The sequence below is a fragment of the Ekhidna lutea genome (assembly GCF_900188325.1).
GTDB lineage: Bacteria > Bacteroidota > Bacteroidia > Cytophagales > Cyclobacteriaceae > Ekhidna > Ekhidna lutea.
Genome location: NZ_FZPD01000005.1, coordinates 366,394 through 393,077, shown reverse-complemented (window position 1 = coordinate 393,077; position 26,684 = coordinate 366,394). Strand labels below are relative to the sequence as shown.

At 37.5% G+C, this 26,684-nt stretch carries 22 protein-coding genes; 8 read left to right on the top strand and 14 right to left on the bottom strand.

What is annotated here, in order from left to right; all coding sequences use genetic code 11:
• The first annotated feature begins 187 nt into the window (after window positions 1-187).
• The 3 genes from CHB71_RS15670 to CHB71_RS15660 all read left to right on the top strand — a co-directional run bounded on the left by CHB71_RS15670 (window position 188) and on the right by CHB71_RS15660 (window position 3,772).
• Window positions 188-1,729: a LytR/AlgR family response regulator transcription factor gene (locus CHB71_RS15670; protein WP_144017454.1), complete on the top strand. Its 1,542-nt coding sequence runs from the start codon at window positions 188-190 to the stop codon at window positions 1,727-1,729.
• A gap of 123 nt (window positions 1,730-1,852) precedes the next feature.
• Complete coding sequence (locus CHB71_RS15665; RefSeq protein WP_089357880.1) at window positions 1,853-2,164, top strand: hypothetical protein; 312 nt, start codon at window positions 1,853-1,855, stop codon at window positions 2,162-2,164.
• Window positions 2,165-3,772, top strand: a complete 1,608-nt coding sequence (locus CHB71_RS15660) for a T9SS type A sorting domain-containing protein (RefSeq protein ID WP_089357879.1) — start codon at window positions 2,165-2,167, stop codon at window positions 3,770-3,772.
• Here the strand turns inward: CHB71_RS15660 and CHB71_RS15655 are convergent.
• From CHB71_RS15655 to CHB71_RS15620, 8 genes are all read right to left on the bottom strand, one after another.
• On the bottom strand, window positions 3,762-4,460 hold the full coding sequence (locus tag CHB71_RS15655) for a GIY-YIG nuclease family protein (protein ID WP_089357878.1): 699 nt from the start codon (window positions 4,458-4,460) through the stop codon (window positions 3,762-3,764). The genes CHB71_RS15660 and CHB71_RS15655 overlap by 11 nt on opposite strands.
• A 207-nt stretch (window positions 4,461-4,667) precedes the next feature.
• The gene (locus tag CHB71_RS15650) at window positions 4,668-5,711 is read right to left on the bottom strand and encodes a hypothetical protein (RefSeq protein ID WP_089357877.1); all 1,044 of its coding nucleotides are present in this window, start codon (window positions 5,709-5,711) and stop codon (window positions 4,668-4,670) included.
• A 142-nt stretch (window positions 5,712-5,853) separates the two neighbouring features.
• Window positions 5,854-6,747 carry a toprim domain-containing protein gene (locus CHB71_RS15645; RefSeq protein ID WP_089357876.1) on the bottom strand — a complete coding sequence of 298 codons (894 nt, stop codon included), beginning with the start codon at window positions 6,745-6,747 and terminating at the stop codon, window positions 5,854-5,856.
• Window positions 6,737-7,381: a hypothetical protein gene (locus CHB71_RS15640; protein WP_144017453.1), complete on the bottom strand. Its 645-nt coding sequence runs from the start codon at window positions 7,379-7,381 to the stop codon at window positions 6,737-6,739. The genes CHB71_RS15645 and CHB71_RS15640 overlap by 11 nt, the downstream gene beginning before the upstream one ends.
• Window positions 7,382-7,575: 194 nt before the next feature.
• On the bottom strand, window positions 7,576-8,781 hold the full coding sequence (locus CHB71_RS15635; protein ID WP_089357874.1) for a primase-helicase family protein: 1,206 nt from the start codon (window positions 8,779-8,781) through the stop codon (window positions 7,576-7,578).
• On the bottom strand, window positions 8,778-8,999 hold the full coding sequence (locus tag CHB71_RS15630) for a hypothetical protein (protein WP_089357873.1): 222 nt from the start codon (window positions 8,997-8,999) through the stop codon (window positions 8,778-8,780). The genes CHB71_RS15635 and CHB71_RS15630 overlap by 4 nt, the downstream gene beginning before the upstream one ends.
• 100 nt (window positions 9,000-9,099) lie before the next feature.
• Window positions 9,100-9,969 (bottom strand): hypothetical protein, encoded by an 870-nt coding sequence (locus tag CHB71_RS15625; protein WP_144017452.1) that lies wholly within the window; start codon window positions 9,967-9,969, stop codon window positions 9,100-9,102.
• 341 nt (window positions 9,970-10,310) lie between these two features.
• Window positions 10,311-11,315, bottom strand: a complete 1,005-nt coding sequence (locus tag CHB71_RS15620; RefSeq protein WP_089357871.1) for a helix-turn-helix transcriptional regulator — start codon at window positions 11,313-11,315, stop codon at window positions 10,311-10,313.
• Between the two features lie 258 nt (window positions 11,316-11,573).
• Here CHB71_RS15620 and CHB71_RS15615 point away from each other — a divergent pair, with 258 nt between their 5' ends.
• The 5 genes from CHB71_RS15615 to CHB71_RS15600 are packed head-to-tail and all read left to right on the top strand — an operon-like array spanning window position 11,574 to window position 16,222.
• Complete coding sequence (locus CHB71_RS15615) at window positions 11,574-12,854, top strand: DNA recombination protein RmuC (RefSeq protein WP_089357870.1); 1,281 nt, start codon at window positions 11,574-11,576, stop codon at window positions 12,852-12,854.
• 32 nt (window positions 12,855-12,886) lie between these two features.
• Window positions 12,887-14,839, top strand: coding sequence for a DUF2779 domain-containing protein (locus tag CHB71_RS15610; protein ID WP_089357869.1), 1,953 nt, complete (start codon window positions 12,887-12,889; stop codon window positions 14,837-14,839).
• A gap of 12 nt (window positions 14,840-14,851) precedes the next feature.
• Window positions 14,852-15,025: a hypothetical protein gene (locus CHB71_RS18865; protein WP_179213440.1), complete on the top strand. Its 174-nt coding sequence runs from the start codon at window positions 14,852-14,854 to the stop codon at window positions 15,023-15,025.
• Window positions 15,025-15,534, top strand: coding sequence for a hypothetical protein (locus tag CHB71_RS15605; protein ID WP_089357868.1), 510 nt, complete (start codon window positions 15,025-15,027; stop codon window positions 15,532-15,534). Before CHB71_RS18865 ends, CHB71_RS15605 begins: the two co-directional genes overlap by 1 nt.
• Window positions 15,535-15,583: 49 nt before the next feature.
• Window positions 15,584-16,222, top strand: a complete 639-nt coding sequence (locus tag CHB71_RS15600; protein ID WP_144017451.1) for a hypothetical protein — start codon at window positions 15,584-15,586, stop codon at window positions 16,220-16,222.
• Here CHB71_RS15600 and CHB71_RS15595 read toward each other — a convergent pair.
• The 6 genes from CHB71_RS15595 to CHB71_RS15570 form a co-directional block, all read right to left on the bottom strand.
• Window positions 16,188-17,894: an FHA domain-containing serine/threonine-protein kinase gene (locus CHB71_RS15595; RefSeq protein WP_089357866.1), complete on the bottom strand. Its 1,707-nt coding sequence runs from the start codon at window positions 17,892-17,894 to the stop codon at window positions 16,188-16,190. The genes CHB71_RS15600 and CHB71_RS15595 overlap by 35 nt on opposite strands.
• A 4-nt stretch (window positions 17,895-17,898) precedes the next feature.
• Window positions 17,899-18,927, bottom strand: a complete 1,029-nt coding sequence (mcrC, locus tag CHB71_RS15590) for a 5-methylcytosine-specific restriction endonuclease system specificity protein McrC (protein ID WP_179213439.1) — start codon at window positions 18,925-18,927, stop codon at window positions 17,899-17,901.
• 2 nt (window positions 18,928-18,929) lie between these two features.
• Window positions 18,930-21,554 (bottom strand): AAA family ATPase, encoded by a 2,625-nt coding sequence (locus CHB71_RS15585; protein ID WP_144017450.1) that lies wholly within the window; start codon window positions 21,552-21,554, stop codon window positions 18,930-18,932.
• Between the two features lie 15 nt (window positions 21,555-21,569).
• Entirely contained in the window at window positions 21,570-21,911 is a 342-nt protein-coding gene (locus CHB71_RS15580) for a hypothetical protein (protein ID WP_221406743.1), read from the bottom strand.
• A gap of 208 nt (window positions 21,912-22,119) precedes the next feature.
• Entirely contained in the window at window positions 22,120-23,346 is a 1,227-nt protein-coding gene (locus CHB71_RS15575) for a putative phage abortive infection protein (RefSeq protein WP_089357863.1), read from the bottom strand.
• Entirely contained in the window at window positions 23,343-26,684 is a 3,342-nt protein-coding gene (locus tag CHB71_RS15570) for an Eco57I restriction-modification methylase domain-containing protein (protein WP_089357862.1), read from the bottom strand. Before CHB71_RS15570 ends, CHB71_RS15575 begins: the two co-directional genes overlap by 4 nt.

The window sequence follows — 26,684 nt, the reverse complement described above, 5'->3', positions numbered from 1 at the left end:
GCATTAATACTTATAATATCTGATTTTTATAGGAGTGTTGCTTAAACATCTTAATAACAAAAATATCATTGCCTTTATTGTTACATCAATCTTAGGCACAGTACTATATTCATATTTAGGGGGGATCCCTCTTCACTCGATCAAGCTATCAGAAAAACGCATCAAAATAAATCCAAATAATAGCTCTTTGCTTCGTGACTTGGATGGTGATGGAATTACGGAGGAGATTCTGAAAAAGAATGAATTAGATAATCATGCATCTATACATATTATCACTGAATCTGGCGATTACCAAAGCAATTTTAGAATTAATTGGCTAGAATCAGAACCTTTATTTTTTGGTGATTACAACAAAAATCAAATTTTGGAAATCTATGGTTTTCAGTTTGCAAATGATAGTCTATTTATTAGTGGTTTAGAATATCCCAATAAAATAATTATAGACTCCGAATATATTACGTCGGGGTTTTCAGATCTCCCATCCTCACAATTCAAAGGAGAAATTTTATCTCTGAAAAAATCTGGAAAAGATCACTTAATCATTTCTGTAATGAGCGGATATGGAGCCAAGCCAAGGAACATCTTTATGTATGATTTTGCAGGGGACTTTTGGATCAAAACTCCGGATAGCTTGCAGAATTATCAGCAATTTTTTGGTAGTGATGACATCAACAATGATGGCAGGAATGAACTTATTACCTGGGGTAGAGCACCAGACAATAATCATGATGGAGCCAGATTTAGCGACCAGAACAGTTACATAATGGTCTATGATCAGGAGCTAAAGCTAATCGATTGGATGAAAGCTGAAGGATTACCATCTTATTCATTCTATATAAGTGACTCTATAAATAAATATATGGGTCTGTATTCCGGAAGATCTAAAAAAACGGAAATATATAGTTATCAGAGTTCTGGAAGAAAAGAACTAGTTGAGACACTCAACTCAAATAGAATTTTACAATACAGTAATGTACATAACTCTTCTGTTTTCCAAATGATTGAGGACGGAAACTTCTGTTGGATTAGCATTGGTGAAGAATTTGAGATTATCAATAAAATAGATTTGGCTGAAAATCATAATGTAATTAGGTTGTTAAAGGATCAAAGTATTATCTACTTTGATAGGAATAATCATGATTTGTATTATGCTGCCTCTGTAAATGCAATTCCGATCAAAATTGATGGGATTGAATACAAACCAGGGGTCCAATATAGTATTGGATTTAGGGAAAGTCAGCGCGTACTATTGGTCAGTCATCTATTTGAAAACTACTATTATACGATATCAGATATTCCTTTAATTAAGTACAGGTTTTGGGTTGCTATGCTATCAGTCTTATTAATCTTTGGAAGTTACTTACTTGTACCATGGCACCTGATCAAGTTAAAAAAAATAAAGAAGGTAAATACACTCCGCTTAAATACTCGCACAGGATTTGAGATAATTCCTCAAGATGAAATTTTGTTTTGCAAAGCTGATGGGAAATACACAGTCGTTCAGACCACAGATAATGGTGGTATCATTTCCAGTTCTAATCTAGGTGCAATTCAAACTAGTTTGAACAATCAAACCTTCATAAGGTTAGGCCGATCGATAGTTGTCAATAAGAAGTACATTAGGAAGGTAGATCGCAAGAACCCTAAAGTAATCTTTAAGACTCCAGCTGGAATCAAGGAGGTAAATCTCAGTGCCAATGAGGCAAGAGAGCTCGCTCAAAGCTTTTAAACTGTTTCGATTCGTTACTTATCTTATGGACTTGATTACTTAAACCACCCTAATTGAGTTTGAGATTACAAAAATATAAGCTGATTTCATCAAATTGTAGACGGCCTATTTTTTATCTTTATTATGAATCAAACTCTAAAATCCCTCGCTTTATTATTTACCACTGTCCTGATGTTTTCTTCATGCAAAGAAGAAACCCAACAATGTGAAGCCAATAATACTGGAAGTGTTGTATTTATAAATAATACTTCTACAGAATATGCCTATGTCTTTTTAGGAGATGAGGAGTTTGGCTTTTCAGTTGAAACGGAATATTTCCGTCAATTAACTCCAGATGAATATGTTTACAACTACAGAAATGCGGAAATAATTTCTTTCACAAATGGTTCATTTACTATAGCTCAATGTGACCGAATAGAAGTTAGGCTAAACTAGATGAAAACGATTTATTACTTATTCATTTGTATAATTTTTGTTGGTCCTTTATTCAGCCAACCGAGCGACCCAATAGATCCTATATATTCTAGATTTATTATCACAGATAATAAATCCCAGAAAATTGAAATGAAGTATTCGCAATCTAAACTTTTGACAGAAAGAATCATCTTTACTTTAGATTCTTCAATAAACAGATGGATACCTCAGAGTAAGGTCGAGAATGATTACAATGTTTATGATAGTGTTACAAACATTAGATATTATTATTATTCAAATGAGGCTGAAACATGGATTCAATGGAGGGATGACTCCTTTACATACGACGGAAGAAAATTAATATTAGAAGAGGTTTATACATGGGAAGAGTCTGGTAGATCTTGGCAGCCTCAATCAAAAATTGAATTAATTTATGATACATCAGGTTTGCTAATAGAGAATGCTAAATATTTTTATAGCTCTATAGATGAATTATGGTTACCAAGTTTTAAGACTGTTTATGAATTTGATTCAGTAGGCAATAGAAACAGGTGGCACTACTCTAGCGCATTCAATAACAAGTATGAATGGGGTGATCCAATAAGGTACTATGAGATATTTAATGAGCTAGGTCAAATCACTAAAATCGAGGATTATAATGGCTCAACACTATTCGGTACTGAAATTTATCAATACAATTCTTTAGGAAAAATCTCGCTTTTTGAAGAATATCATTATGATGACAAAACTGATAGAATTGAGTACTATTATGACGCACTAGGATTGTTATCAAGAGAAGTTAGATATAAATACGGAGAATTTAGATATCCCCATGAAGAAGAGCTTTTCGATTATTTCGAGAATACTAATCTTTTAGAGGAATATTACCTTTTAACATATGACTCCTTTTCCTACCCAAAGGATGCATATAGATTACTCAATCAGTATGATAATAATAATTTCTTGATTAAGAAATTACATATGACAACTGACAAAGAATATAATCAGTTTTATTATCGCGATACGAACATAATAACTCGAGAAGAGGAATTTGAATATGACCCTGTAGGCAGATTGGTGGAAGAAAAAAGCACCACGTATTTAGAAGATATTATAGGGGACTATTTAAAAAAATATTTTTATGATCCTCCCAAAACGCAAGAAATAGACTTTCCTTTACCAGAGTTCTTTTATGTGAATAGCAATCAAAAAATGGATGCAAATGCCACTTCAGAGTTACAAATTACCTATATAATAGAATCTGAAAATGCTGAGTTGATATCCAAGGATACTCTCTTAATAACAAATGAGGGTGAAGTTAAGATTACAGCCACACAAGAAGGCAACGGTTTTTGGCAAGAAGCAAATCCAGTTTCAATAACTTTTAACTCAACTATATTATCATCAAATTTTAAAAACAACAGCAAAATATACCCTAACCCTGCAAACAATAGTTTATCTATAGAAATAGAGGAGTTCCAAAAAGCCTCAATCTATGACTTAAAAGGAAAGGAAATTCAAACCAGTAATCGGTCTAAGTTTGATTTATATATACCTTCAGGTACTTACTTGCTTAGAATTAAGAAGACAAATGGTTCTATCATTTCTATTAAATTAGTTAAAAATTAAACTCTAATTGAAGAACTACCATCCGCCAATGACTCTCCGGATGGATCAAATTGAACCTCCCTCCCCTTACATCTTCACATCTATATTTTAGGAATGCTCTTTTTAATTCTTGAAGATGCAAAGACTCAAACTCCAGATCATAATTGACTGAAACTACTCTGATCAATCGTATGGGTTTGAAAATCCTGGTCCAGTCAGCCCCTCTACCATTCAGCTCACTAAGGATAGCAAGGTTTAAATTCTTTGTAGTACCTACAAAATACTTCTCATCTTCCAGTTCCAACGTAAACACACACCTTTCAATAGTGGATATATCAATACCATCCTTAACTTTAACAGGGCAAATACAGTTGCCTAGATTACTATCCTGAATAAGATGAAGGTAGTGTTGCTCCTCATCCACATAGATATAATCTCCACCCCTTACATTCTTCCATCCAAACTCATGAATACATCGTAGCGTGCATTCATTCTCATACTTAAGTGCTAAGTCCGGGTCATTCAAGCCGGTCCGGAAACGCCTAAGAATTTCGATCGGTCGGTGAAGTCTAGTCCATTCTGCTCCCGATGATTTGGAATGGTGATTCCTGAAACGACGTGTAAGATCATTTGTCTGTCCAACATAATACATCCCATTTTCAAGTCGTAATACATAGATGAAGATCTCATCTGCACTTTGGTTTTTCATCTGATTTAATGGTTACATGAAACAATGATTAATTGAGTCATGTACAGGTCACGAGGGTGTGCAAACCAAATGGAAGTCTGAGAGACGAGGATTTAAGGCGGGTTGAATCAGTAAGGTTAAACCGAGAAGCGAAGAAGCGATTTGGTAGACTGAGCTTGGCCGTGACCAACCTTTACTCAATTCATTCATTTTTCGAATTGAGTTCACCTACAGGTTTATCCCTTGCTCTTTACCTTTATCACCTTTCTGCAAACTATCAATATTGCTTTTGGCCAGTCTAAGTTCATCCATAAATAGGCTACCAACATCTCTCGTGAATTGTGATAAATCAGGGTTCTTTCCAGATGCTTGGGTTTGAAAAATGACCTGAAAAGAACGCTGAACTTTTAACCTCACCTCATCAAACCTTTTTAAAGTTTTCTTATCCTGCAATTGCTCATTCTTAAGTTCTTTGATTTCTTTTTGAAACTTAGTCAATAGAAGTTTTTGATCTTTTGTAGTTTGCTTGAGCAATTCAATGGTTGCTTCTTGATTTACCCTGTTTTTACCTAGTAAACCTTTCTCTGTTACTTCTAGTTTTTCCATTGACATATTGAGAAGTTTCTCCAACTCTTTACCTCTCTGTTCAATTTTATAAGTCAATGGATCCAAGTGTTTTCTGCTAGAGCTTCGTCCTCGTTCCATTTCTAACTCCTGAGAAACAATTGTCTGCATTTCCCGAAGGTCATTCTTTTTTAGGTCTATACTTTTACCAGTCTCGGAATTTGTCCAGTCAGCAACCAGGTGAGCGTGGTAATTTGGTAACCATACTGCATTGGGCTGAGGTTTTATGTGAGGAGTCTTCGTTTCTAAAGTAATATTTTCACGTTTAGGATCCACCCACCTTCCTTCATCTCTATGGATGTGAATTTGAAATACGTCAACATTTAATTCTCTCTCTAGTCGAGCAGCTACACGCCGACAATCCTCTATAGTATGATGCTCTTCCAAATTCATAACCGCTTCTCGAATTGGCTTTGAATTGGAAGGCATATTTCTACCTACCATTTTTTTATATTTTTCTCGAATTATTAAACCTCTTTGATGGATTCTCTGAATAACATAATGATCATTATTATCAATTAAATCTTTACGAACATAATCTGGTAATTTTTGATCTGACTTCCCTTCTTTAGTCATTGAAGCTTCTCTTTCATTATGGATTTCAGAGGATGCTTTCACACCTTGAAAGTTGATGCTTGATTTGCTCATGATTCTATTGTTAAATACTTATAACCCGAAGGGCGCACGGGGTTTGTACGACTTTCAGCTCTGCTGATTGGAGGGAGAACCCCTAGTGCGCTAGGGGATTAAATCTATCCCGCTGTAGTAGCCCGAACTAAAGCCTTGTTCGCTACAAACCAAATCCTTTCCCATGCTGATTATTCCTTTTAATCAAACGCGTTAAGTGATCATTCAAATCCTTGCTTAAATTGTAGCTATCTGATTTATCAATTACCCGATTACCACAAGCTTTCATGAATTTTTCAGACCCCATTCTGCCTGCTGAATCATTATCCAAATACAACTCAATATTGTGGCTTAGACCAGTACCTTTGAGGTATGAAATTGCTCGGTCGGTCATTGCAATTGAGTTCAAAATAAGATGCGTCTTATATGGTCTATTTGGGTATAATTCGAGGTAAGAAAGAAAGTCGAAAAAGCCTTCAAATACAGCAATGTCTTGACCTTCTCCATTCACAATAGAGATATCTTTATTACCCAGACAGATGGCCTTCTTCATGAGTTCATTTCTAATTTCGAAACCCGAACTTCGGTTTTCGAAAGCCAGTGCATAATAAACACCATTTGTATTCTTGTATCTAACCTCATTAATTAGTTCATACACTGTTCCTAAGTTGATTCCTCTTTTCTTCAAATACCTAATCAAAGGCTCTGATCCTACTTTTGTAACTGACAATATTTCATAGGATTTTTTAATTAAATCTACCGGTTTAGGATTAGATCCTATACTCGGAATAATACCATAGGTCCTGATCCTCTGAAGCATACTTAAAACCGATTTTTCTCCCATTATTCGCATCACTAGATCTACCATCTTACCTCCTTCTCCTGTACCATAATCGATCCATACCCTCTTTTTTCGGTTTAGAGAAAGAGAAGGATGGGAATCATCTCTATAAGGTGCTCTGTACAATAGTTCATTTCCATTACGACGAACCGGTTCATGCCCTAACTCACGAAGCAATATCTCTGGATCCATGTTATTCAATTGTTTACAGTTCATTGTTTAAGATTTTAGGAGTTTCGTGACAGGTTCTTAAATGGGCATTTCTAGCATGTATAGAGGGTAAGTCAGCATGACATCTTGGACATCTCTTTTTATCATGCTTTGCAATAAGCTCGCTGACGCTTGCTGAAAGCTTGCTCACTCTTACTTGTAGTTCGCTCTCTTTCTCTTTTAGCTGGCTAAGAGAAAAAGATAACTTGCTGAGGCTTTGCTTCTCTTTCCAGGCGGATATGAAAATATGATTAAAACCGTAATCAAAAATTCCAAGAAATAGGGTGATAGTGATCTTGAAGAAGATGCTTAGTTGATACGGTTCATTCTCCACACCACCCTCCCAGCAGCGCCAAAAGAAAAAGTTCACAGTGATTGTGAAAACAAACAGAGCAACTTTTATCCAGGATCCACTATCGTGTTGGTGAACCTTAAATCTGTCTAGATTGGCACTAAAGATTAATAAAGTAAATACTACTACAAAAGCAATGAGGTGAGATGCAATTTGAAGTATTGAATCACTTAGTGGCAGATACCTTTCAAATAGGGATTGAACTTCAAAAAATCTGTAGGAGAGGAAAATTAGTAATCCCATTACTACAGCATCGAAGCTTGTCAAGTAGTTGGATATTCTAGTCATTTTTGATGATTTTGATTAATAAGCGATTGGTTTTCAGATATATAGAAGATCATCTAATAGTCATCTTTTTATCATCTTTTGAGATTGCAGATGATGAATTTTCATCTTTCTATTTCTGATGAATCCTAGATGAACGATAGATGAATATTTAACAGGTTGATATTCAGTATCTTATAACTGACTCTCATCTGTCATCATCTTTCCTTCATCTTTTCGTTTAGTAGCTCTTTAGAGATGGTGTAGTATCTCCCTTTTTGCTGAGATCTGGCTACAATGGCACCTCCCACTAGCTCATATCGAGTGTAGGTATATGAGTTTTCTCTGCTTGAAAGATTCCATTCCCCTTCAAAAATCTGTTTAATTTCAAACCTTGAGGCTTTTATTGAAGATTGCTTTAAAAATGGCAGAAGATCCGTCAGGCAAACTTGAATCTCTTCCAACTCAAAGTCTTCAACAATTCCATTCAAAATCATGAGTACTTCTACTTGAAGATGAGTTCTGTTTCTATAGATAACCTTTTTTAACGCTTCGGTCCGTAGAATTGACTCCTCAAACCACATACGAGTCTTTCGTTTACTTAAAATCTTTCTATTGAGTAGATGAAATAGGAAAGCTGGTATTTCCTCTTTCAACCGTTGTAATAGGTTTATATCTTCTTTTTCAAATCGTGGTATTTTTCTAATCCAATATCTTGTCTCCCCCGAATCAATTTGAATGAAATTATCTTCATGATTACTGCAAAGAATGAACTTTCCGAAAAACTCAGACTCAACGCGATCTTTACCCTTCGCCTCAGATTTGAAAGAAGATGCTGTTGCTAGATTTTTAATTCGTTCACTGTCTTCTCTCCTATCCAGAAGAACCTCATCAACACAAATAAGTAGTTTTCCGGCCCAATCTGAATTAAACTGACTCCTGAAATCCTCGTTCGTATTATAGGTCATGTTCTCAGAAAAAATCAACTTCATAAAATCAATAAATTTGGTTTTACCTGTTTTTCTTTCTTTACTCACTAGACATAAAATGGGAAGCATTTGAGTAGGGTATCTATACAAAATTGTCAGGTAGTCTAAGCCAATTTCGTACTGCTCACCAAAAATGTGTTTAAGGAAATAAACTGTAGTTTCAAACATTCCTTCTTTTGGAAGGTATGGCACGCGCTTATATAAATTGAGGAAATTATTATGTTCCTCTTTATATTCTAAGTGATTCGGAATATTGCAAAAACCGTCAAACTTCTTGATCTTAGATAGGATTTTTGATGGATGATCATGAAGAATCGTCTGTCTACTCCAGGGAACAAGTCTTCTTATCTTATCTCCTGAAATTAATGGTATATCTACATACTTATAGTAGGTCGTACCAACTCTGATGTATTGAGTATCTTTAGACGAACTCATAAGACATCATCAGTTTGTTTCTCCAAAAAGATTTGATTGATCTGGTCAACTCTTAGAAATACCTTACCAGACGGTTCTCCCTTTTTGTTGACGTCCATATAGTACATTTTAAGACGTCCCTTTCTTGCCAACTTATAAGCCCATTCCTTACTGATTTGAAGCTCTTCAAGGACAGCCTGAAGCGGCATGTATTCTAATTTTCGTTCTGTATCTCGCATCGTGAATAGTTTTGTATAGATGCGAATGTGCACTGTAGTACAATAGAAAAAACGAAACTTACAGACCTGTCTAGAGTATCTAAAATACTAGATAGAGTATCTAATTTATTGAATCAAAAACCTTATCAAGTTTATCTCTATTCGTGGAGCTAATGATCTCACCAAATTGCTGAAACTTCTTATTGGAGGGTCCAGTGTAATCATATTTCCAGTTAAATAAGATCATTATGGACTCCCCTCTCATTTGATGATCTTTGGTCTTCAGTTCTAAAACACCATTATCCTCTAAAATATATTGGGAAATAGCTGCCAGCCTGATTATCTGTTGTTTAGGGACGTTATTATCAAAATGAAACAAATCATTTTGGCAGTCTATCCACCCAAGAACTTGAGCAACAGCCTTAATGAAATCAAAGTACTTGTTATAGATAAGATCAAAAAGCTGTTCGTGAAATTTATGATTTGAAAATTCAAATTTGTTGGGGTATTTCAGCTTACTTAGTAATTCATCTCTGGTTGGTGAGGAATGATCCTGAGAGGCGACCAATGATCTAATAGAATCATAAAGTTTATCGTAGTACTTAAATTGAATAAAGTGAAGTTCATAATTTAGTTCATCTAGCGATTTTTGACATTGATTTAAGAAAAACAGCCTATTCCTTTTAACTAGGTTAAGTTTAAGTTCCAGTAATTCGCCCCTATAGCTTTTGAGTTGTTTCTCTTTCTTTCTGAATCGTCTCCGATTTAGTATTTCGATACCAACATAATGACTCAATCTGTCAGCAGAAATTTGAAACTCCAAAAACTCTCTAAACCTTGAATGATTCTGACTTTCATCTAGTGGATCATAGAATTTCAAATACAACTTCTTAAGATCGAGTGTGCGAAAAATGTATATAATGTATGGGCTGAGTAGATAAATCAATAAAGTAAGTGCTACTATCAAACAACTAACAACAAAAAAGTCCATATGTATGATTATTTACATCAATGTTAAGACTCAGGAAATAAATGTTTACGTATTAGTGAATGTTTCAACCATTTAGCCTTGAAGCTTCTTGCCAGTCATCAGGGAATTTGTTCTTCCAGGCTCTATGCCATTCTGACTCACTTCACTATCAGGGATCACAATTTCAGTTTTTTTTATGTGACCAGTGATGTACTTTGAAATTACCACATTTTGTAATTAATGGTGACCCAATGCTCCTTTGGTTGCTTCAACTCTTACGTCATCTACTAATGCAACTTCATATCTCAAATAGTCTTGATGAAAACGATCAATACCTCAATAGAATGTTAAGTGATCTTGAACTACTCATATTTTGATTTTGCATCTGTAATCAATTCAATTATCCTATTTCGAAATGATTCTGGTTCCAATACCTCAACATGACTATGAAAAGAGAGTATTAGGTTTTCTAATTCATAATTAGGGATTACTTCTAACTCAACCAACAAGCTACCGTCATCCAAAGACCTTTCCTTTTGTGATCCGTGAATTGGTTTAGTCAGAATGTAATCTGACATCTTTTTGGAAAACTTTAATTTAACATTGATTGGCTTTACATCTTTCTCCTTCCAGATTCCAATCAAATCCTCAAAATAGTCTACGAAATCAAACCTTTCATTGTCTATAAAGCTATCATTCTTAACAACCTCAACTTTATTAATTCTATCAACGCCTAAGGTGATCAGGTCATCAATATGCGGTAAATAGCCTAAGATATACCACCTACTATCATATTCTTTTAAATGATACGGATGAACTTGATGAGTTTTCTCTTTGCTGCTTTTGAATTTTTGATACGATATTTTCAGAACTTTCTTTTTAACAATAGCATGGAATATTGGTCCAATAAAATTTTTACCCTTAAGAAATTCGCTTGAATCAAATGATATAACATTAGGATCACCAGATTCTTTGAATGTACCGATTTCAAGCTTTGATGTTATATCATGTATCCAATCAAACCCTGGAACACCAGAGAACTTACTAAGTATATTGGCTGCATCCCTCAAGTGTTCAATTTCTTCTTGATTTAGTGGTTGATTTCCGTAAGAATAATTAGGATCTGAATATTTAAAGTAGGTCCTATTCCCTTTTTGCACCTTCTCAATTGGGGCATTGAATTGAAATTCTAAATCATTTATATCTGTATATATAGTTGTTCTGCTTTTTATTGGTTCTACTCCCCTATCAATCAACTCTTCGTTAACTGCAGCGAGCAACTCAGACAACCCATAATCTCTTGCTGTGTTACGAATACAACGGTCAATTATTATGTACCTGATCGAAGGTTTTTTATTGTCGGGCATAGCTGAAAATTAATCAAAATCAAAAGTTGTTCACAATCATTGAACAACCTCCTATTAGTCTTGCTACATCAAAATAATTACCTGTCTCTAGGTGTTCCATTTGATCCTATCCAGGTAAACCACCCATTTAGACAAAGGCCGATTCTCAAGGAGTTTCGGTCTTTTTTTTATGTTTTTATCAGTTGTTCAGCATCACTGAACAGGTACGCTAAACATTTGTAGTATCAATAATTGTCTAAATGCTTAAAGGATAAGAAAATGGAAATATTAATTACATCAATTGTTTGGCTGGTGGTCTGCGGATTGATCAGCGTTCACCTATTGCGTAAGCAAAGTGTTTCCTTAACAGTAGTAACTGTTGAAAAGGAGTATGTCCGAAAGGATATTCATGAAACTGTCTTAGCCGACAGGAATGAGAAGGAATATGAGTTGACAAAACTGAGAACTGAAAACGCGGTTTTGGGAACCCAGTTAAAAAACGAGGTGGCCAACGTTGAGAAAGAAAAAGCGAGGCTAAAAGAAATACAAGCGGAGATGATGTCTCAATTCGAGTCAATGGCCTCTAAGATAGCTAGGACTAATTCCGACAACTTCAAAAAGGATTCGTCTGAGCAATTGGATCAAATCCTGAAGCCACTGGGTTCATCTCTGGAGAAGATTGAACGACAGATTAAGGAAACGAATGAAAGCAGAATTAAGGATACCACTTCATTGAGAGGTGAATTGCAGCAACTTGGCAAGTTGAATCACGAATTGCAAATGGAAGCAAGTAATCTAACCAATGCGCTGACTCTGAATCCTAAACATCAAGGAAACTGGGGCGAGCAAATTCTTGAAACGCTCCTGCAAAAAGCAGGTCTCGTGAAAAAGCTTCACTATGAAAGAGAAGTGGCTGGTGTAACTGATGAGCACCGACTAAGAGCGGATGTCATAATAAATCTACCTGATGATAGACATCTTGTTATTGACTCTAAGGTGTCGCTGAATGCATATACTCGTTTTTGCAGCACTAAAGGAGATGAGGCAAAAGCCGAGCTGAAGGATCATATCAAGAGCTTGCGAAATCATATAGACAAACTGGCCAAGAAGAGATACGAAGACCTCTATCAAATCAATTCACCAGATATGATCTTCATGTTCCTGCCCATTGAAGGAAGTTTGATTGCTGCAATCCAGGCTGATCCGGACTTATTTCAATATGCCATAGAACGAAATGTGATGATAACCACCTCTTCCACTTTGTTCGTGTCATTGAAAATTGTCTCTGACTTGTGGCAAAGAAATAAGCAGTATGAAAACGCGGAGCTTATAGCTGAGGAGGCAGGAAAACTACACGGTCAAGTCATGAAATTTCTGGAAGACATGCACACAGTTGGAAAAGGACTTGACAATGCTAAGACTGCTTATGAAAGTGCATACAAAAGGCTTTCTACTGGAAGGAATAATGTGATCAAGGTGGCAACAAGAATAGAAGATCTTGGAGCAAAAGTTAAGCCAGGAGGCGATCGACAAGAGCTTCTAAAGAAGATGGCGAGCTGAGAAATGATTAATTTGGTATAAAACGACTCGTTATGAGACCAAGGTATTTAACAAAGTCAAGGTTTAAGCAAGCACTGGAGTGTCCCACAAAACTCTTCTACACTGGTAAGAAGGATGAGTATGCGGATAATTCTCAGACGGATGATTTCCTAATGGCACTAGCCAAAGGCGGCTACCAAGTGGGTGAACTGGCTAAGTATTACTTTTCCGGAGGCCATGATATTGATTCACTCGATTATGAAGAATCCTTGAGTCAAACTGAAGAATTGCTAAAGCAAGAAAATGTCATCATCTATGAAGCGGCGATCAGGTTTGAAAATTTGTTTGTCCGTGTAGATGTGCTTGTGAAAAAAGGGAACCATGTGAAGTTGATTGAAGTAAAATCCAAGTCACTCAGAACGGTCGATGAATTTTATACCCAAACCGGCATCAAATCAGAATGGAAGCCATACTTATACGATGTTGCCTTTCAGAAACACGTTTTGACTAAAGCATATCCTGAGTTTACCGTGGAGGGAATGCTCATGCTTGCTGACAAAACAGTGAATGCTACCGTGGATGGCCTGTATCAACGATTTTTAATCAATGATACTGGCACTGGCAGATTATCCATTACTGCAAAAGATACGGATGATTTAGGTGTTCCGATCCTAAAAGCGGAGAATGTAGATCATGCCATTGAGCTAATCTGGAACGGAAAGGAAATGCTCGGTGATGAAGAACTTTCGTTCGCAGACTATGTGCATGCACTTTCAGAAGCCTATGCTGCTGATAAGAAACTCGAGTTTGGCGTTTCGGGAGCTTGCAAAAGCTGTCAATTCCGCTCAGAAAATGGCCTAAAAAGTGGATTTCATGAGTGCTGGACTTCTATGACGCCATTATCCAATGAACAAGTATCACAGCCATTGGTTACGAGTATTTGGAACTCCAGAAAAACAGATAGCTTCATAAAGGATGGGATATACCTCCAAAAAGATGTGGATCCTGAGGAGTTAGGGAATATCAAAGCAAATCCACCAAAATCAGGCCTTCAGTCAGCAGAGCGCCAACGCATGCAGGTCGAGAAATCACGCGAAAAGGACAACTCTATTTACTTGGATCGAGAGGGTTTGGCATTCGAAATGTCTCAAGTGACCTATCCTCTTCATATGATAGATTTTGAAACAACAGCTGTGCCTATTCCTTTTCACAAAGGAACAAGACCTTATGAGCAACATGCGTTTCAATTTTCTCATCACATTATTGAAAAAGATGGATCGGTGAGACACTCGACACAATGGATCAATGAAGTGCCTGGGAGATTTCCCAATTTCGAATTCGTTCGGGCATTGCGAGATGCTTTGGCCAACGATAGCGGCAGTGTATTCAGATACTCACACCATGAGAATACTATATTAAACGCCATACGGAGGCAGCTAGTGGTCTCGGATGAGACTGACAGTGATCGACTGATTAAATTCATTGATTCCATTACACATCGTACAGAAGGCAAGGGAAAGGATGCTGCAGAATTTGCCGGCCCAAGAGATATGATCGACCTGTGCGATTGGGTGCAGCGATTCTATTACGATCCGGAAACAAATGGCTCCAATTCGCTTAAAGCGATACTTCCTTCCATTCTCAATAGAAGTAAAAAGCTGCAAGGAAAGTACGGTGAACCGATCTATGGTAGTGAAATCGAAAGTTTGAATTTCAAGGATCATATCTGGCTGCAAAAGGATGGTGATTGGCTTTTAAGCCCATACAAACAGCTTCCCAAACTATGGGAAAAGCATGATAGAGATGAGGTGGATCGATTGATCAATCCAACGGATGAATTGGAAGACGGAGGAGCAGCGATGACCGCTTACAACTACATGCAGTTTGATGAAATGAGTGAAGTAGAAAGAAAAGCCACCATCGCGGCGCTTTACCATTACTGCGAGCTGGATACACTGGCCATGGTGATGCTTTGGGAGGGGTTTCAGGATTTAATAAGTAACTAATCAAGTACGAATATGGCAACAAATAAACCATACGGAGATAACGCCAGAAAAGGGGCAGTGAGAGGGAGATCTCAAACCCAAAACACCAAGACGCATCAGTGGGTAAAGCGGGATGTTGAAACAGGGAAGTTTATGGATGTAAAACAAGATGGCAAGCCCTTCAAGGGAGTTAGAAAGGAGAAGTGATGGAACGAAAAGAATGGAAAATTGTCATTTGGGTAATTGTAATCGTTGCAATAATCCTATTGGCCACCTACTTCTTGGCAAAGGCTCCTACTGATGCTGTATCAAGTAAAGTGAGTAGCTTAAAGAAAAAGATAAGTGATGATTTGATTCGGTTGAAATTAGCTAGAGAGAAACAAGCCCAGCTGGAGAAAAAAGCACAAACTATGTTTCGAATGATTGCATGCCTTGTCATAGTTGTTTTTCTGGGAGTCAATGGTTTTCTGATTTATTTTGGTATTCCTTGGATCAGTGCTCTGGAAGGAACGATGCTGGTGGTCACTCTTCTAACTTCTATATCATCCTTTATTGTTTTTAATAGATTAAGTGTCAATGCGCTTCTTGATCTTGTTCAAAAACAGGTCATGTTGTGGATTTATAAAAGGAATGGATTTTCAGCAGAAGTCATTAAAATGATAGAGCTGAGGATTGCATCAAAGCAAACAAAATTTAGTCAAACTGGAAATGGGTAGGATCAAGCAAAAATCTGATGGAAAAGGGAGTCTGAGAGACATTCAAATCTTGATTAACCATCATCCCGAATTTCTTAATAATGAACTTTCCAAGCAATTTCCAAAACTGAAGGAATTTGAATGGCTTTCACCAATAAAAGAAGATGAGTTTGCAGAGTATCGAGATGAGAATTTCATTCAAAAGATAGGTGTTCAGCCAACTCATCCGTTGAAAGAATTCTGGCCATCTAGAGGACCACAGTGGGATGCTCTTGGTAAATCAGGTTCTTCTCCAATTCTAGTTGAAGCAAAAGCAAATATCCCAGAAATCGTAAGTCCGGGGACGCAAGCAAGTGATGTGTCTTTTCAATTAATTCAAAAAAGCCTAGAAAGAGTAAAAGCAGATTTAAATGTCAAAAATGAGTATGACTGGACCAGCACCTTTTATCAATACACTAACCGTATTGCACATTTATGGTATCTGAGAACTCTTAATAATATTCCAGCTTATCTTATCAATGTTTATTTCATCAATGATGAAACTGTGAAAGGTCCAAAGACGAAAGAAGAATGGGAAGGTGCTATTGCACTCATGAAGTCTTTCCTTGGAATCCGCAGGCACAAATTATCGAAATATATGGCAGATATTTTTATCAATCTGGAATTAATGAAGGCTACAAAAGTTTTGTGGGATCAGAGATGTAGCTGAAGGAGAAATCTTTATTGATCGTAATACTACTCCTATCCATTATGGGTGACTTTGAAATTTGTTTTCTATTAAGTTGCGTTCCTGTACTGCCTAAATCATATAACCAAACATCATTTCTCTGATTGATAATTACCGCATGTCTACGGCTAACCTTGTTGGTTGGAAATTCCAAATCATTTTCATAATCTAATCGACCAATCCGATAGATGGCTTTTGATATTTCGCTGAGATGGCCTGTTGTACTTTCTGCAGACTTTGAAATCCAAAAGCTATTTGCTCCATCCCTTAATCGATCGAATCGATATTCTTGAAATAACAATTTGGACTTTAAAGATGGCTTACCATTCCGAGAAAAAGTTTCTTTATCTTCAGATATAAGTTTTAGATGGTATTGTATAAAAGGATTAGGAGATCTAAGTAGATGGTCGAAAGAACATTTCTCCCTCATTATTTCGCAAATCATTTTATTATTAACTAGGCAGTCCAATTTCATGGATTTTGTTGAAAGTAATTCGTTGGCTAAATCAATTGCATATTCATATCGTCCTGTCTCATAATAGCACCTAATTAGTGCATTATAAGCTTCCAGATCTAAGCCAGACCGAGATAGATGATCATTAATTAAGCTAATGGCTTTGGTATGATTTCCTAATTCCAATTGACAAAGTCCGAGCTCTTTTTGAATATCAACCCTTGGGTTAATCTTAACAGCCTTAGAAAGCGTTGAATATGCATTAGCTAAATCATTCCTTTTAAGAAAGAAGGCTCCAGATGCTCTTAGGACTGATACATCATCAGCATATTCTATCAGCCCGGCATCCACGACTGACCTAGCTTTAGCCCACTTTTTCTGACGTGAAAGATTATCTATTTTCTTCGCTAATGCTCCGGCAAGTAACTTTCTTTTATTTAAAATCGAGGGTATACTTTTTGCTTCTAGTGCTTCTGCAAATTCTAGTGTTGATTGAAACCTCAACTCCGGTATTCTATGCATAGACTTCAGAATAACTTCCTGCAACCACTCTGGGGTATCGGCCATCCAAATGTCCCCAGCTAAGTGCTTTTCAATAATTTGTTCTCTTTCAAGATCGTAAAAAGGATTAGTACCACACAGCAACTCCAAAAGTGTAAGACCCAAAGCATACACATCACGCCTTGGGTCCTGCAGTGTGGTGAATTCACCAGCAAGGAACTCAGGAGGCATAAATGCTATTGTGCCACGATAAAGGTTTGCACAACCAAAGTCGCTAATCTTAGCAATCCCATTATTAGAAATTAGAATATTACCTGGTTTCAGGTCATTATGAAACACTCCCTCATCGTGCAATTTTGACAAAGCATATGAGCAATCTGTAATCCATCTAATTATTTCTTGCTGTGTACCCTTCCCTTTATATAAATCTCCTCGTTCACAATATTCCATCACAAAGTGAATCTTATTATCATGAATTATTGGATGATAGTAATTCACAACATTGGGTTGATCAAGTTTTGCAATCAATTGAATTTCATCAATTAACTCTTGCTGAACATCAGGATCGTCATTTTTTAAAGACTTTATAGCGACGAGTCTTCCTGAAACATTTTCTTTGGCTAAATAGACATTACCAAAACCCCCTCCGCCTAATTTGGAAATGGTTGCATAACCGGGAAGATTTGGGAGCTGTGCCATGGTACTAACTTAAAATTTTCATTAACCTCTCCTCAATTAATGTCCAATGTTGATTTAGATCTACAGTCCTAATTTGAATTGGATGTTTATCGTATTGGTATACTAAATTATACTCCTTGTCTATGGTGGGGTATAATAAAATACCCTTTGTTTTTGACGACCCTTCCGTACCATCTCTCTGGTTTAGCAGATAGGAAAATATCTGATATAGGTTTACGGACTTGACCTTTTCAGTATCATAAAATGAGGACAAAGTCTCCTTGTAATACTTTGCATCAATGATTGTCTTTTGACCATTCCTTTCGATGGTAATATCCGTCTTCATTTGAGGAATGTATTTGTGATCGATATCATTGGTGGAAGTAAACTGCCATTTGATATGATCCCTTCTCACCTGACTTTTTGAATAATGTTGACGATAAAAATTGAATATAAAATGTTCAAAAAGCTGATTCATCTTTCGTTCATCCTTAGTGAAATCAATGAATGAGTATTCACCCTTGTTTTCCGCGGGGAGAATCGAATCGAAGATGATTTTGCATACATCTAGTAAGAAACCATAAAACTGATTGTTTCGATGTAACCGGACTGACTCAAAATGATTTTTGGATAGAGCGATATGAGATACTTCAGGAAAGCGCAAAATCAATCCTCTAATTTGTTTCTTGAGCTCTTTATCAACTGTTTCAATCCTTAGTATACTGTGCATTGTAGCTACCAAAATCTGGTTGGTAACTACATCAGAGGAAAACTCATCAAATTCACATGTAGCTTGGAGTTGAGCAAATTGGTTTCTTTTAAGGGAAGTGCCAAAATCAATCTTCCCTTTCACCCCATTTATCGTTTCTACTTTGGTCTTGTAATTACTATCCAGTCCTCTTTTTAAGAGTATTCTGGTTCCATTTATCAAAATCTTCGCAAATAAATCCACAAGATTAGTCAGATCATCTCCATCAACTTTGACATGATCTTTTTCATCTAGCTTGTTCCACGCATAGCATAGCAGATAATATATATTTTGAATAGGAATCACTATCAAGCAATGGTTAATGCGGATAACATCTTCGACACCTGATCTGAATCATCAAACCATATCTCGTCCAGCAATGGATGTATTTCGAATCTTATGATACTCTGAAACCATTCCTGCTCATTGGTAATATTTTCAGAGGGACAGAAATAACTATGACCAATTTGAAAACCATCACCTAAATTATCATCTTCTCTTATGGATTTATTTACTCCTTCAAGTGCTTGGGAAAGCTTCTTGCCAAAATCTGGACTCACATTCTTGCTTTTTAAGAATTCAAGAAATACTTCACCAAAATTGGGTTTAAGGCTGATAAACGAAAACCTTCTACGCAAGGCATAATCTACAATTGACAATGATCGATCCGCGGTGTTCATTGTCCCTATCAGATAAAGATTTTCTGGAAGATAAAAGGACTCTTCTTCGTCTTCAGCATAGGTGAGTTTGATGGCATTATTGGAAGATCGCTTATCATGCTCAATGAGCATCATCAACTCTCCGAAAATCTTACTAAGGTTACCTCGATTGATTTCATCTATGATGAAAAAGAACTTTCTATCAGGATGCGCATGTGCTTGCTTTGCAAAAGAATAAAAAATGCCATTTTTCCTTTTGAACCCTGATGTGGATGGCCGAAGGCCTTGAATAAAATCTTCGTACGCATACGACTGATGAAATTGCACCATTTCAATTTGCGAATCATTGGCCTCTTTCATGATTTCGTACGCAATCCGCTTTGCAACAAAGGTTTTTCCAACACCAGGAGGTCCCTGAAGAATAATATTCTTTTTTCTCAGGAGCAGCTGGGTAATCGAATGAAACTCATCAATAGGAATAAATGGTTTATCGGCATCTTCTTCATAGGTGTACGCCTTTTTCTTAGCCCCTACCTGTTTCTTTTCATACTCAATGTTACGGCTATCCACCAGGTCACGGATGATGTCAAACTCATCTTCTGTAAGCTTGAAAAGGCTGCCTTGATTGTTAATCAACACCTCGCATTCGATCAATCCTTTGATGTCAATTAACTCACTCCAGTCAATCGGAATTTCGAGTTTTTCCAGTAACTCAAACTCAATGACTTCTCCTTCTTCTTGGGTAGTATGCAGTCCTTTGGTGATCTGAAATAAGGCCTTCACTTGTTTGACAGGACTACTCTCATAACCTATCATCAAATCGCCGGGTTTCACCGCCTCAAAATGCTTATAAATTCTTCGCTTGTTCCCTCTCTCATTGCGAGAGGTATAAGTCTGGACATCACCCACATTATGAGAGGTAATGCTCCACATTTTGGGATTAGCATTCAACCACCAGAATGAAGCTTCCTCACCAACTTCCTCCTCAATTTCATCAACTTCCTCTTTCGCTTTCTCCGATGCTTTGGTGATTGGTTTCACTTCTATCTTGTCCTTGGCAAAAACAGTAGTGAGTTCTGGATATAGACGTACATACTCAGAAAGTAAAAAGTCCGAAATCAAAACCGGACTAAATGTGTCAGGTCTGAAAAGGTTTTTGTATCCCTTCAAGTCATTGGACTTATATTGGTAGACCTTATCCACTATCCATTTCACCTCTCTTGTATGTCGGTAACTATCGGTACTTGTATTGTACTCGTACTTACTGTCAATCACGCCGACTCCAAGACAAGTTGAAACTCCTCGTGTGGCAAATAGGACATCCCCTTTGTTGGCATTGAAGAAATGCCACAAATTCCAAGTCTTATTGGACTGACTGTCTTCCGGAAGCCCTGCTGCTACATTGAGTTCAGCCAGCGAGCCATACTGACTGATATCGCCCACCTCCAATTCGCTAAAGTCCAAGGCGGCTATGTTCTGAGATCGAAACGTTTCCCATTCAGCTGCCTGTGGACCCGGGGCGAACTTGAAGAAGTTTTTCAGCCCTTTGTTAATGGTAATCACCTCTTCCTTTACCGATTGAAAATAAGATAAGGCATCTTGGTAGCTGTCCACTTTCTTGAACTCAAACTTTTTAGGCTCTCGAACCTCACTACCTGCCACCACACTGATGTCAATGTTTGCACCAATAGTCATGAAAAATTGGTATGCGTTTTTGTGCGATTCCTTGACCTTCGGGTATAAGGCAATCCATGATCTGATGTCACCAAAATTATTTGAGCCGTAAAAATCTACCGTGTGATAATCGTAATCAATCACTTCTAGATCTTCTCTCAGAGTGCTTGCTATTTGTTCTAAATAAATATTGGTTGTTTCTCTGATAGTACCCTTAAAAAAGAACGGATGCAGTACAGTCCAGAGTCTCTGCCAGTTGGCAAAGACGTCTCGCTTTTTGTACTCATACGCCTGGAATTCCTGAATGTATTTTTCATCATACCCTTTGAATAGGTCTACTTTCTTAGCTCTGATGTTTTCCTTTATTTCTTCAATGGATTCTTCATTTACAGCACCTTCTGCCAAAAGTTTTTTGGCAATCTCTGCACGCAAAAGATTCACCGGTTTGAAACGATCGTTGGAGCTGCCATACTTTTCCTTTACTTCTGCTAGGTCTTGCTCACTTAATTGATTGAGATCATCAATTAGTTTAGATGGATCTTCGTTATAGCTATCGTAGGTCTTGGCTAAGTCGTGAATGTAGGATAGTTGTTTTTCCATTTTGATTTGAATGATTTAAGCAAGCGAGTGATGTCGATGATTTTTCAAAAGAGCGTCTAATTGGCCTCCTTTGGATTTGTAGCCAATGACCAATTCATCAGCTAATTCTATGATTTTATGATTCCTGATTTCAGCCGTTTTTCGAGAGACACGGGAGACAGAGGGTTCGAAAGGGGATAACACCAAAAGCCTTTTTTCATCAATAGCTTCAAGTACACGAGCATCCCATACCTTCATCATTCCTCTGGCTAACACCAATATCATTGGTTGAACTCCTCTGATCAGAATATCGAAAACATCTTTTTCTATTTGTGAATGATTACCAATGATCACACAGTGTCCTTTATCTCTTTGCACTTTGGCCCAATCAAAGCATGATATGACAGCACTTGCTGTGCATCTCTGGGAACATAAGAATCCAACTTTGTGATGTTTTAATATGTCTTGATTGCCATGGTAAATCATATCCTTTTTGTTCTATCGAACATCTCAACACCAACATCTTCGACCAATATATTGTGATGTGTTATTAATTCTTTATTCCTTCCATTCGGTGTTTTGTTTCTCATACACTGGCTGAATCCTTTTTATGTTCACTTACTAATTGGTTAAAGAAATCATCTTTCACGCCCCATTCTAAGAGATCATTATCTATTCGGTTTTTCAATTCTACCCTTTCAGATTCATTTTCAACACCGTATCCTCTTTTTAGTAAACGCTGGAAATACTCTCTCACTGGGTGAGGACCAATGCCATCAGTCAAATTATAGGCTAGATTCTTAATCATCGCGTAATCAAGAAAGTAGCTTAAATCATATTCAACTCCATTTTTTACAGTTTTCTTCTCGATAGTATTATCCCCCCACCAAATCTTTCCAGCTGTAAAAAAAGAATTATAATATATAAGGGTCTGCTCGTGATTGGATAGTTGAACTCTAATCAGTTTCACATACTCATAGCGATTCTTATACTCTATGCTCTTATCGATATTATCAAGAATTGAATCAGTAGTTGCCAGCTTTATGGCTTGATAAAGATGTCTGAAATAATGGGCCAGCTTAGATACATGGCCATCAAAGGGCTCAAAATTTACCTCCAGAATGTATTTTTCTGGCTCTTCAAATAGATTCTCTTCAAGTTCTGTCCATTCATCCTTTTTTAATTGTGCCACATGCTCCTGGTGTGCTTTCAATCGATCCAATACTTTCTTAATAAGGTCATTATCGAAATCTCCAGTGAAATACTCAATACCTTTATCGGAGATTTCTCCAACCCCGAAAAAGAAGATTATATAGGCGAGTTCAGTAATTTTTCGATCATCATACTCCATTAGTTTTTTCCCTGCAATCTTTCGATCAGAGTCAATGAGATCATGGTATGATTTACACAACCTATAGATGAAGCGGAATTCCTTATACATCCAAACAAAGGATTTTCTACCCCTATACTTGCCATCGATATCAACCTCAGACACATTCTCCTTATGCAGCTTAAGAAGCTCATAAAACTTTGTCTCGAAACGCTCATGTTTGAATTGATTCCGGATTTCGTCATTGGCTTTGTATTGCACCCAGAATGCCATAAAGGTCAGGCCTGCAGCTACAATTGCTATGTATGGCCCAAGGATTCCTCCGAAGGTATCACCCATCCAGCTTGTTGATTCATCAATAGATAATTGAAAGAAGCCAAGCCAACTTTTCTGCGTGAACCAAAGCGGGAAGAACATAATGATTCCCAAGACCACCAAAAAGGGTAGAAATACCCTCCAAAAGTCCCATCCGAAGTTCTTCATCCTTCCTCCCCCTCTCCATCATCTTCACCAAAGAGTGCCTTGCCCATGCGGTACTTGATGTCATAGTTGATAATGAAATCCAGCTCCTCCTCCGTAAACCCATAATGCTTCGCCAGCTCTTTGTCTATTTCATCTATGATGTGTTTGGATTTAGCCGGATAAAAACTGTCAAATTCTTGACTGCCACTATCCTTTGAGGATCTTTTATATCTTATTGAATTACTTTTCAAATCACGCATTAGCGCTAGACATAACCTCGACATTTCTTCAATTGGAAGGGTACTGCACTGAATAGGAAAGCCAAGTACTTCACGGTTTGTCAGATGCCAACAATCAGAAATTGAATAGAAATACCAGTAGAATAGATTGGAATTAAGTGTTGATATTATTTTATGTGAACAGTTCTCTTTTGTGCAAATTGTTTTGACTTGAACGCTTTGTTTAACCCCATCCCTATCACTGTAGAAATATGGTACGAAATCAAATACTTTATTCCAGTAAACCGGAGCATTGTGATAATGAACTTTTTCTTTTGATGCTTTAGTTGTGTAGTCAGATATTGTTTTAGGTTTCTTGTTTAGTTTCTCACTAATTGATCTTTCTAATTCAGATGACAATTTTGAATTGCTGGCCATGTAGGTGATTTTTGATTCAAATAAATGATTCCTTTCATTTGCTGACCATCTCAAAAAACTAGTATTATTCTGCTTCGTGCTTTCATCCTTCTTGTAAAGGATGATTGATAGTCTTTGTTTTACTCCATTAAACAAAGTTGAGGGATGAGCAGATGCAGAGTAATAACTAACAAATGAATTCATTCTTTGAATTATTTCAATCAAGGCCTTCATTCTAGGTGTTACAATACCACTTAGTGGAATGATCATTCCCAGATAAGAATTAAGATGTTGAATATTGGCTGATCTCTCAATACAAGGTGCGTATAGGTTTCCGCTTTGCTGAGTCTCATAATTTTGGAGTGAGTATATTTTCTCTATTTTGCTGTACTCAACATACGGTGGATTACCAATGATCACATCAAATCCACCATCAGCAGCTACTATTTGGTAAAAATCCGAGAACCAATGGAAGGGCTGGTGCGACATAAGCCACTCTTCATATTTCTTGGGTTTCTTTTTGGCATCTATGCCATAGTTGCTGGCCAGATAGACGTTCAGTTTGTTATTAAGTGCCTTCAGCCGTTCGTTAAGTTGCTCCTTGGCTTTTTTGAAGTCATCAGATCCCTGGTTATTGATCAGCTGAGCATCCTGAAAGCGCTGATAGGCTTTGCTTACCAGATCGCTTTCTTCTTTAAACTCATCCAGCTTATCCTGCGCAAAGAGGTTGTCATGCTTTTGGATGGTCGTCAGTAATTCCTCCTCAGTGGCAAAGCCTACCAGTGTATTGCCTGCTCGGATATTGAAATCTATATCCGGCAAGGGCTCCAGGCCAAAGTTGGGTTTTCGGGGGTTCACCTCCACTGTGCCCATCAGCTTGAGGAACAGCCTGAGTTTGGCAATCTCCACGGCTTCCTTCATGATGTCCACTCCATACAGGTTGTTGATGATGATGGACTTGTAGATAAAGTAGGGAAGATTGGGGTGTTCTTCACTGTTTACCTTGGCCAGCTCTTCTTCAAAGAACTTGTGCTTGCCAGGTGCCTCCGAGGTAAACTGCTCCATGCGCACAATACAGGCTTCATAGAGTGGCTCCAGTATATTGAGTGCCGCAAACAAAAAGGCACCAGAACCACAGGTAGGATCGAGGATGGTTACTGAGCGAATGGCTTTATAAATCTCCCTGATCGTGTCTGCATCGCGTGCATACTCTACATAGTCTTGTATAAACTGACGGATGTTGAGATTATAGGTAATGAAGTCATTGATACTGGTGAGCTCTCCGTTTTCAATCTTCTCCCTTACCACAAAGTAGCGTTTCCACCGCTCGATGGTTTCCCGCCATATCTCGGTAGGTAGTCCCAGATGTTCTGGAGTTTTGGTATTCCAGTCTTTTCTGCGCTCCAATAAATTTGGGCTCTCAGCATCAAGACCCATTTTGATATTGTCGGGAATGGCAAGATCTTCCATAGAAGCTGGATAGTTACCATCTTTTGAAGCCTCTTCGATCCCTTTTTTTACAGCATCGTAGATGTAAAGATCACTGCTATTTTGCAAGAACTGCCATAGATCACCATCAGCCTTGAATGGTTTAGCATGGTGCCGTTTCGTTTCGTCTAGTAAATAAGGAATGATGCAGTTTTTACTGATGTAATCGGTAATATCTTCTTTGGTGTAGTAGGCACCCATGCCCGATCGGTCATTGATGTATCGCTCGAAGATGAATCCAATCACATCGGGGTTGATGTCCTTACCCTCAGCTGCCGCACGATTGTCCAGGTGCCAGTTCCATTGATCGAAGAAATCAAAGATTTGCTTAAAGGCATCATCCGAAATCGTGATTTTATCAAACTGTTTTTCCAGCTCATGCACATCGAAAAGGCCACCGTTTAGGTAGGGTATTTTGCCCATATCTATGGTGACTTGCTTGTCTCTATTCGGCTCAGGGGTGCCAAGTGCATCGTGAAAGAGCTCGAGTAGAAAGCTGCGATAAAACCCGTAAAAATTATCGTCTCCCTCGTGTTTTTGGCATTCGGCCAGTTTGTCTTGGAGGTAGTTGAGATTCTGATCGAGAAATCCTTTCTTCTGTATGAAGTAACAGAACATCAGTCGGTTGAGCATGAGCGAAACATACCATTCTTTGTTCTTATTGTCCTTTTTGATGTGATCGTCTATTCCCTCAATGAAACTGAGAAATGAGGAATGCTGTTTTTTGAATTCTTTGTAGAAGTTGTTGGTAATCTTGTCGGTATTCTTACCTAAACCTGCTTCTACTTTTTTCTTAACATCCACGATAGTGAGGCCATCTTCTTCAGAAAGGGTGAAAAGCAAATTTTTCATTCGCTGAAAAAGCGCCTCAGTGTCCTGATGACTGTGCCATGTGACTTCCCGTGTCTGGCGTGGTTTGTTATCTTCTGTGACTACCAGCTGCCAGATTTGTTGTTTCTGAGCAGCGTCGGTATAGATAATCAGGTGCTCCTGGTAGCTATCAGTAACCTTCTTCTCTATCTGCTTTCGAATAGCACTTAAAGGCGGCTTTCTATTGGCCAATGGTGGGCAATGCAGGATCGCAAAACCTTTCTTTTCGGCTACTCCATTGAGGGTATAAATTTCATCACCGATCTTTTTAGGCAATGAATCATGGAAATTGTCCCAGCCTAACTCATTGAACAGTGTTTCAAAATTGAACTCCTTGATGAGCTTTGAAAAATGTGCTTTCTTCAT